The organism is Clostridiisalibacter paucivorans DSM 22131, assembly GCF_000620125.1.
Lineage (GTDB): Bacteria > Bacillota > Clostridia > Tissierellales > Clostridiisalibacteraceae > Clostridiisalibacter > Clostridiisalibacter paucivorans.
Window position 1 is genome coordinate 20,683 of record NZ_KK211079.1, and the last position, 10,203, is coordinate 30,885.

The window sequence follows — 10,203 nt, forward strand, 5'->3', positions numbered from 1 at the left end:
TTAAACTAGTAACTATTAACCATCGACTACTAACTTTTTTATTAATATGGAGGATTTTGTTGAAAAATATAGAATTCTACAGTATTAATGAAAAGGGGGGTAAAAAATGCAAAAAGAGAACAAATCTTTGGCAATAATAAACAGTACAGTAGCTGAAATAAAATTAAAACCAGAATTCAATAGTGAAATGGCAGATGAGGGTTTATTTGGTATGGTTGTGGAGGTATTAGAAGACTTAGGTCAGTGGAAAAGGATACAGACCCATTATAGATATCAGGGCTATATACATAAAGATGATTTAGTTATAGATAATAATTACGCAATATATTGGAAAGATAATGCACAAGCAGAGGTATCTCATGCAGTTATTGATGTAATGGCAGCACCTAAATATCAAAGCTACAGATTAAATGTATTGACTAGGGGTGCTAGAATAATATCTACAGGAAATACAGAAGAACAATGGGCAGAAGTAGTCTTGCCCAATGATAAAAAAGGATGGGTTAGAAAAGACCATTTGGGAAGCCCTGTAAATTTAGATATAAAAAAAGACGATGAAGAAGTTATAAGGCAAAAATTAGTAAAGACAGCAATGTTTTATTTAGGTACTCAATATAGATGGGGAGGAAAGAGTCCTCTAGGAATAGATTGTTCAGGATTATGTTCTGTATCTTATTTATTGAATGGAATAATTATATATAGGGATGCCCACCTAAAGAAAGAATATATGAAAGAAATATCCCTCGAAGAGATAAAGCCTGGAGATTTATTGTATTTTCCAGGACATGTAGCTATGTATATAGGTGATGATAAATATATACACTCAACATCTAAATCCAGTGGAGTAGTTATAAATAGCTTGAATCCAAAAGACAGGGATTATAGAAAAGATTTGAGAGATGATATTATAGCAATAGGAACTATATTTAAAGGCAAATAGGGTATAAAAAATAATAAAATATAGTCTAAAGTATTTATATGAGATATTAAGTAGAGTTAAAGATTATGATATAATTATTGTGTTTAGACTAAAGATTTCAGTAGACCTTGGAAAAACCAAGGTCTTTATTTCAATTTATCTGAAAATGTGTAATATTATAACAATTGTAGGGAGATATCTATGTTTAATAAATTATTTATGTATGAAGATAATAGGGAAATCCCAGAAGAATATATGGGTGAATTTGATAAAAAGATTGATAATATAAACACTTTAAGAACTAATATGTTTTTGAAGATATTTATAATTATACAGATATGTATGCTTATTATAAATAATACTGTATTTGAAAGTCAGATAAAAGAAATTTATATAGGCATGTCTACGGTAGGTATTGTATCGGGAATTATTTTTTTTATTATATTATACAGATTTAATGATATACAGATGAATTATTTTCAGATAATATTAGTTATATTTTTTCTATTATGGAGTGCCCTGTATGCATTGTTTGATCATGTATCCCACGGGCTAATAACTATATATAATATGATGCTGTTTGTATTTCCAATAATATATTTTAAATATAGAAATTATATGATTATAAGTGGTATAATCCATATATTTTTTATACTATCATATATAGTCATGAACAGTAATTTTGAGAAGGTATCTATAATATTGTCTAATTCTACTATGTTTTTATTTATATCATGGTTAATTGCTAGGGGATTGTATATTGATTTTATAAAAAGATTTTTAAATGAGAAGGAAATAATAAATAAAAATGAGCAGTTGATACGGTTTTCTAAGATCAAAGATGCTCTTATAGAAATAAGTAATTCTATAATAAAATTGGACAATATTTATGATCTTTATGATATTGTACTTGAAAAGGCATTGGATTCCATAACAGAGGCATATATAGGGAGTGTGCTTATATTGAATGAAGACTCTTATTTTACTATAGTTGCCAGTAGGGGATTTAGTGAGGATATGGTAAACACATTTAGAATGCCCATAGAAGATTCCTTTATATGGATAAAGAGCAATGGCAATATTGAAAAGACCGTTATAATGAATGATTTAGACCCTATAAAAGATAAGACTAGGATTAGTTTTTTAGACAGTAAAGAGGGGATAGATATAAAGTCTTCTATTAGTTCTCCAATAATGGTAGACGGAAAACTATATGGATTAATAAATATTGATAGCAAAAGAAAAAATGTGTTTGACAGTATGGATGTAGATATAATCGATTATATAAGTCATCAATTGAGTAATGCTATAAAATCTAGGGGGATATATGAAAAGACAGTTTATTATTCACGATTTGATGAGCTTACAGCTATATATAATAGAAGATATTTTGAAGAACGATTAAATAATCTGATGGAGGAGAATACAGAAGGGGATTTAGAATTTATTTTGGTCATATTTGATTTGGACAATCTTAAGACAATAAATGATAATTATGGACATCTAGTAGGGGATCAATATATATTGAAAGGTATATCTATGATAAAATCCTTTATAGATGATGGAGACATTTTAGGTAGATTTGGAGGAGACGAATTTGTAGGGATATTTTTTAATAAAAATTATAATGAATTTATAGAAAGAATTAATTATCATTTAAATGACAATAAAAATATATTATTTAAAGATGATGACAAAGAAGTCAGATGCAGTATAAGTTATGGTGTAGCTCAATATCCTAAGGATGGTAATAATCTAATAGAGATTGTTAAAGTTGCCGATAAGAGAATGTATAGACATAAAAAACGGAGGGGAGATTAAAATAAGTGTCAAATAAAGCATTGGAGCGACAATGGGCTAGATATAAGTACAAAGTAATGGATAAGTCCTATAGTATATATAAAGAAATCAGTCAAAAGATGGGTAGAGATATATATGACTTAGAAAAATTCTATATGGATATACAAAGGGCATTGGATTTAGATAATGACAAGGGACAACAGCTAAATACCTTTTATCATATATGGGGATACTTCAAGAATATAGTTGATGAAACTGAAAAGCAAGGGGTATTTTTATTATTAGATGGATTTAAAAATGATAAATCCACATATGGAGAAGTGAAGTCATATTTATACTTTTTATCTGAGAAATATGATATAGAGTATTTATTAAATAGTTATTATTTCAATGATTAAATAAATGTTCACATATGAGACTAAATCTATCAAAACATCCATATATGGGAGTTTATGGGTTTAATATTGTGATTAGTAGACATAACCCTGTTGAAGGATAGCCTAGTATCTTATACGCTATATTAAGATATATCAGCATATTTTACAATATTCAGTATATTATATATAATTAATATTGGTTAGAAATTGATTTATTTGGATTATTGGATATGTTAAAACCCGTAAATAATACGGGTTTTTTGTTTTAAAAAAATAAAGGAGGAAGATATTTTGTTATTTAAAAGATTTTCAATAGTAATATCAATCTTATTGGTATTGACATTGTCAGTTGTTGGATGTAGCGGAGGAGATACTGCTACAGATGGAGATGGAAAGGAAGAGATAGTAATAGGAAAAGTACCATATCCCCAAGAATGGATACCAGCCAATATCATAAAGCATGTGGCTGAGGAGAGGGGATATTCTGTTAAGATGTCAGAGGGAGATATAGGATTTATATTTTTAGGACTATCTCAAGGAGATATAGATATATACCCAGATGTATGGTTGCCAACACTGCATAAAAACTATGCAGATAAATATGGAGATAAAATAGAACTCACAGGGATTCTTTATTCAAAGCCTGATATGGGATTTGCAGTTCCAGATTATGTGGACATAGATTCTATAGAAGAACTTAAGGGTAGAGCTGATGAATTTGATGGCAGAATAATAGGAGTGGAACCCAGTGCAGGTATGATGTTGACAGCTAAAAAGACAGTAGAAGAGTATGGATTAGAAAATTATGAAATTATGGAGGGAAGTACCCCAGCATTATTAGCAGAACTGGAGAAGGCCACAAAGAATAATGAGCCAATGGTATTTCTAGCTTGGAGACCTCATACTATGTTCCAAAATTATGATATAAAAGTATTGGAAGACCCTAAGGATGTATGGGTATTAGATGATGTATTTACCGGTGTACACCCTACTCTTAAAGACAAAGCACCAGATATATATAAATTAGTTCAAAATTTAGAGGTTTCAATAGAGGATATGGAAGAGATGTTAGATAAAATGGAGTCAGAGGAAAATACTTTAGAAGAATTGACTAAAGAATGGTTAGAAGAAAACAGAGAAAAAATAGATAGTATATTAAAGTAAAATGGCAGTTATACGAGGTGATTGTGTGTCAAAGATAGAAATAAAGAATCTTTATAAGATATTTGGGAAAAATCCTAACAAGGCTATGGAGCTTATAAAGAAAGGTTTAGATAAAGATAAAATAATGGAAAAAACTAAACAGGTAGTGGGTCTAAATAATGTGTCTTTATCAATAAATGAAGGTGAAATTTTTGTAGTAATGGGGCTTTCGGGAAGTGGAAAATCTACTTTGATAAGATGCTTAAATAGGCTTATAGAGCCCACATATGGCAGTATTAATATAGATAATAAAGATATAGTAAAGATGAACCATAAGGATCTCTTGGATGTGAGAAGAAAAAAGATGGGGATGGTTTTCCAGAGTTTTGCATTATTTCCTCATATCACTGTATTGGACAATGCTGCATACGGATTAAAAATACAGGGATATGATAAAGATGAAAGGAGAAAGCTTGCAGCAAATGCTTTGGAAAGTGTAGGACTAGCAGGATGGGAAGATAGCTATCCTCAAAATTTAAGTGGAGGGATGCAACAAAGGGTAGGACTGGCCAGGGCATTGGCCAATGATCCCGATGTACTATTGATGGATGAAGCATTTAGTGCTTTAGACCCTCTTATCCGTGGAGAGATGCAAGATGAGCTTATGGAACTCCAAAGTTCTATGAATAAGACTATAGTATTTATCACCCATGATTTAGATGAGGCATTGAAACTGGGAGATAGGATAGCTTTGCTTAAGGATGGTGAGGTGGTCCAAGTGGGTACTCCAGAGGAAATATTAACAGCACCTGAAACAGAGTATGTAGAAAAATTTGTTGAAAATGTAGATAAGACAAAAACCCTTACTGCCAGTCAAGTTATGAAAAAACCCAAGGCATTAGTTTATCTGAAGGATGGTCCTAGAGTGGCATTGCATAAGATGAAGGAATATGGATTTGATAGTATGTTTGTAGTAGATAAGAACAAGAAAGTAAAGGGCATATTAACAGATGACGATGCAGCGAAGGCATTGAAGGAAAAGAATAAGGATTTATTGGAGTATGTAAAAAAAGATTTTGATGAAGTTAATCCAGATACTGTAGTCAATGATATGTTCGACACTATGGCAGAGGCCAATGGACCTGTAGCTGTGACTTCTGATGATGGGTATTTGAAGGGCATAATAGTTAGAGCCACCATATTCCAAGGGCTTGCTGGAGGTGAAAATTATGCTGAATAATTTTTCCATACCATTGAAAGAAGTAGTAAATAATTTCTTTGAAGATATAGTACCATCTATAACACCATTTACCAATGAAATAAGTGATTTTTTAGATAGCATATTACAGAAATTAGAATCTATTTTGCTAAGCGTAAATCCCATAATAATTATGGTATTATTAGGAATATTGGCATTAGTCTTAGCTGGAAAAAAGATGGGAATATTTACGGTAGTAAGTCTTTTAGTGATTTCAGGATTAGATATATGGGAACAGGCGATGAGTACACTATCTCTAGTCTTGACGGGGACATTTATAGCATTACTAGTGGGGATACCTTTAGGAGTGTTGGCATCTCAGAGCAAAGTTATGGAGAGAATATTGAGACCTATATTGGATTTTATGCAGACATTGCCCAGCTTTGTATACTTAATTCCAGCAGTGATATTCTTTGGATTAGGTAAAGTTTCTGCATTGGTTGCCATACTTATATTTGCAATGCCACCTGCCATAAGGCTTACTAATTTAGGTATAAGGCAAGTAGATGAAGATAAGGTTGAGGCTGCAAAGGCATTTGGTTCCAATAGGATTCAAATACTTAAAGAAGTACAGCTTCCATTGGCATTACCTACCATAATGGCAGGTGTAAATCAGTGTATAATGATGGCATTGTCTATGTCTGTCATAGCTGCTATGATTGGAGCAGGAGGACTAGGTAGAGATGTATTGACTGCAATGCAGACAGTAGATATAGGATTGGGTGTTGAAGGTGGAGTTGGCATTGTGTTGATAGCCATTCTTTTAGATAGAATTACAGAGAACATAAGTAAAGGACAAGAAACAGCTTAAAAGTCGGGATTTCCCGACTTTTTCTAATGCATGTAATTAAATTGTAACCCATTTCACAATATGGTTAATATATATTATACTTAGAGTAGAAAAGTGCCGTAGTGAAAATACAATTGTGGGGAGTAATAATATATGAAAAGAAAAATATTTTTATTTATAATAGCATTTGTGATGATATTTTCATCGGGCTGCGAATATCAAGCTATAAAATCACCTATGGAGTTAATAAAAAAACCAAAGCTTGATTCTAATAAAGATAGGATGAAAAAGGTAGTGACAAGCTATTTAGAGAGAAATGAAAAACTAATAGTACCTATTAAATCCAGTGGACTAGGGGCTATAAATATAATGGATATAGATAATGATGGGATAGATGAGATAATTTCATTTTTCAAAAATGAGCAAGAGTATAAAGTTGGAGTGTTAATATTAAAAGACAATAAAGATAAATGGAAAAAGACATATATAGAAGGTGTAGGTAGGGATATCGCATATGCACAGATAGCAGATATTACAGGAGATGGATTTTTAGAGTTAATAGTAAGTTGGATGGGGAGTTATGAGCTTGAAAAGGAAATATCCATATATGATTTCAAAGATGATGAACAGTATATGTTATTTAATAATAATTATTCTGAAATAGTTATTGATGATTTTGATGGAGATAATATAATGGAGCTATTTACACTGAACCTTGATAGAAATATTCAACAACCAAAGGCAAATGGACAATTATATAAATATGAAAAGGGCATTTTTAATTTAACAGATAGCATTGACATCGATCCATATATAAATGGATATTATAATGTTATATCTGGAAAGGCTTCTATAGATAAAAAAGGAGTATTTGTAGATGTAGGACTTGGAGCCCATTCAGCTGCTACTATTTTACTTATAGTAGAAGATGATAGAATTTATGATGTATTTGATAGTAAAAGTAATTATAATGAAACCTTTAAGCCTTATGGTGTAGAGAGTAAAGATATTGATGGTGATGGTATCATAGAAATAGGTAATTTACAGGCGCCTTCAGGGTATGAAAGTGCTTCAATGGCAGGTACCCCTTGGATAACCAATTGGTTTAAATGGATGGGAGATAAAGAATTGGAACTGGTTAGGGAGGAATATTATAATTATCAAGATGGATATAAGTTTATATTTCCAGAAGAATGGAATGATAAAATTACATTGGAAAAATCATCGGGTGATGAATCTAATTGGTTGAAATTAAAATATATAGATAAAAAGACTAAGAGAGTGATTCCCATATATAAAATTTCATTATGGGATAGGGAAGAATGGCAGGATCATGAGGTCAGTGAAGATGTTGTAATAATTGAAGACAATATAAAGACATATGTAATAGAAGAGGTATGGAAAAAGGGATATGTGCCATCCAGAGTAAAGAAAGTACTTTTGAGTAGCTATGAAATTGAAGAAAGCTTTGTTTTGATAAAGAAGTAAAAAAGTTTTTAGTTGTTAGAAAAGAAGATAATGCAGGGACTAACAATGGAGGTGTAAGATATGAGCACTAATATACTTGTACTTGAGGATGAAGATACAATAAGAAAATTTGTAAAGGTAAATTTAGAAAGGAATAAATTCAATGTAATAGAGGCTAGAACTGGAGAAGAGGCATTGGAAAAAGTAGAGAACTTTAAAGATATAGATATATCTATATTGGATGTCATGTTGCCAGGTATAGATGGTTTCCAAGTATGTAATAAATTAAGAAATGATTACCCTAATATGGGGATTATAATGCTTACTGCACGAACTCAAGACATGGACAAAGTAATAGGTCTAGATTTGGGTGCAGACGATTATGTGACGAAGCCCTTTAGTCCTGTGGAACTGGTTGCTAGAGTCAATTCCTTACTTAGAAGGATTAAAATAAATGGTGAAAAGAAAGAGGATAGTATAATAGTTCAAGGAATATTCAAGATGGATTTGGAATCTAAGAAATTTTACAAGGATGATGTTGAAATACAGCTTACACCTACAGAGTTTTCTATAATGAAATCCTTTATGGAAAATCCAGATAAGGCCCTTAAAAGAGATCAACTTTTAAATGAAGTATGGGGTATAGACTATATAGGAGATTTGAAGGTAGTAGATGTAAATATAAGAAGGCTTAGAAAAAAGATTGAGGAAAATTCTTCAGATCCTAAATATATAGAAACTATCTGGGGATATGGGTATAGATGGAAGAGGGAAGATTAAAGTGAAGAGTATTAAGAAGTGGATAATATTACAATATACCATAGTTATATTTATTACTATATTTATATTCGAACTATTATTTTTTATCGGGATAAGACAACATTATTATGGGAATATATCTCAAGTACTTCAGGATAAGGCATTATTTTCTTCAAATTTCTATAGTAAATATCTTAATTATTCTTCCATAGAATATAAAGCAAAATATATTATTGAAAACACATCCGATGAATATGCGGAGATTCAAGTAATAGATTTAGACGGAAATATAATTCAGACTTCTACAGGATTTTTTAGTGATATTAAAGTAGATACAATGGATTTTACCAATGCATTATTAGGTAAAATAACATCATGGAGAGGGGAAAGGATCAATACTGGTGAATCGGTTATAGCAGTTTCAGCACCATTAAAGGACGGAGATGATATAAAAGGGGTTATAAGATATGTGACATCTATTGAAGAAGTAAATAAAGTAGTGAACAAATTAATAATACAATTGTTAGTATTGGGATGCATTATACTTATCGTTGTATTATCATTGAGTATGTTATTGGCTAGGTCTATAATAAATCCTATTAATCAATTAAAAAAGGTGTCTGCAAAAATGGCCACAGGGGATTTTTCTGCTAGGGTTAGAAATATAAAAGACAATGAGATTGGAGAACTTGCCAATACTTTAAACTATATGGCTGAAGAGATAGTCAAGAGCAATAATGTAAAGAATGATTTTATATCATCTATATCTCATGAAATAAGGACCCCCCTTACATCTATAAAAGGATGGATAGAGACTATGCTTTTAGGAGAATTAGACAATAAAGAAGAAATAAAGGAAGAATTATCAATAATATCATCGGAGACCAATAGATTGACAGACTTAGTAGAAGAATTATTGGATTTTTCAAGATTTCAATCGGGTAGGATGGAAATACAACTGGAAAAAGTAGATTTGGGTACTTTAATTACTGATGTAATTAAACAGTTTCTCCCTAGGATTAAGAGTAAAGATATTACCCTAGAATATACAATAGACGATGAAATTACTTATATAGTAGGAGATTATAATAGACTCAAACAAGTGCTTATAAATATATTGGACAATGGCATAAAATTTACCCATTCTGGAGGTAAGATACAAGTAACTACAGAGTTAATAGATAATTATATAGTTGTATGCGTGAAAGACAACGGTATAGGAGTAGACAAAGAAAAATTAAATAAATTAACAGATAAGTTTTACAAGGGAGATGCCAGATATCCTGGTAGTGGATTAGGTTTAGCTATAAGTGACGAAATAATAAAGCTTCATAATGGAAAAATGGTTATAGACAGCCAAAAAGGACTGGGCACAAAGGTATGTATTTTTTTAAAAAATCCCTTGTTGACAGATAAGTAAAACAAAAATGTGTAAAGTATATAGTTGGTATAATCTTAATATATTTTGTCGTCGACCTCCAGTAGTGCAAAAACCCCTGGAGGTCGACGACAATTGTTTTTTTGTATAAAAATCAATATATTAAAGAAAATTACTATAATTAGAAGGATTTTTTATTGTTATGTAGAATATATTAGAAGAGGAAATTTGGAATTGGTATTTTTTGTACATTGGGATAGTTACTGCATCACAATGGGTTATTACTTTACCTATGAGGAATTGAAACTCAAT

General features: G+C 30.9%; 9 protein-coding genes. All 9 read left to right on the top strand.

Features of this window, described 5'->3' with window-relative positions; translation table 11 throughout:
• Positions 1-106 precede the first annotated feature (106 nt).
• A complete protein-coding gene (locus tag Q326_RS0116175) occupies positions 107-940 on the top strand; it encodes a C40 family peptidase (protein ID WP_026896286.1) in 834 nt (277 codons plus the stop codon).
• Between the two features lie 180 nt (positions 941-1,120).
• Positions 1,121-2,740 (top strand): sensor domain-containing diguanylate cyclase, encoded by a 1,620-nt coding sequence (locus tag Q326_RS0116180; RefSeq protein ID WP_026896287.1) that lies wholly within the window; start codon positions 1,121-1,123, stop codon positions 2,738-2,740.
• A 5-nt stretch (positions 2,741-2,745) separates the two neighbouring features.
• Complete coding sequence (locus tag Q326_RS0116185) at positions 2,746-3,117, top strand: DUF1722 domain-containing protein (RefSeq protein ID WP_026896288.1); 372 nt, start codon at positions 2,746-2,748, stop codon at positions 3,115-3,117.
• Between the two features lie 270 nt (positions 3,118-3,387).
• Positions 3,388-4,260 (top strand): glycine betaine ABC transporter substrate-binding protein, encoded by an 873-nt coding sequence (locus Q326_RS0116190; protein WP_026896289.1) that lies wholly within the window; start codon positions 3,388-3,390, stop codon positions 4,258-4,260.
• A gap of 25 nt (positions 4,261-4,285) precedes the next feature.
• Positions 4,286-5,479, top strand: coding sequence for a quaternary amine ABC transporter ATP-binding protein (locus tag Q326_RS0116195; RefSeq protein ID WP_026896290.1), 1,194 nt, complete (start codon positions 4,286-4,288; stop codon positions 5,477-5,479).
• Positions 5,469-6,308 carry an ABC transporter permease gene (locus Q326_RS0116200; protein WP_034602618.1) on the top strand — a complete coding sequence of 280 codons (840 nt, stop codon included), beginning with the start codon at positions 5,469-5,471 and terminating at the stop codon, positions 6,306-6,308. The genes Q326_RS0116195 and Q326_RS0116200 overlap by 11 nt, the downstream gene beginning before the upstream one ends.
• A gap of 132 nt (positions 6,309-6,440) precedes the next feature.
• On the top strand, positions 6,441-7,775 hold the full coding sequence (locus Q326_RS0116205) for an FG-GAP repeat domain-containing protein (protein WP_026896292.1): 1,335 nt from the start codon (positions 6,441-6,443) through the stop codon (positions 7,773-7,775).
• A gap of 60 nt (positions 7,776-7,835) precedes the next feature.
• Entirely contained in the window at positions 7,836-8,534 is a 699-nt protein-coding gene (locus Q326_RS0116210) for a response regulator transcription factor (protein ID WP_026896293.1), read from the top strand.
• Positions 8,506-9,933 carry a sensor histidine kinase gene (locus Q326_RS0116215; RefSeq protein ID WP_026896294.1) on the top strand — a complete coding sequence of 476 codons (1,428 nt, stop codon included), beginning with the start codon at positions 8,506-8,508 and terminating at the stop codon, positions 9,931-9,933. The genes Q326_RS0116210 and Q326_RS0116215 overlap by 29 nt, the downstream gene beginning before the upstream one ends.
• Positions 9,934-10,203 lie beyond the last annotated feature (270 nt).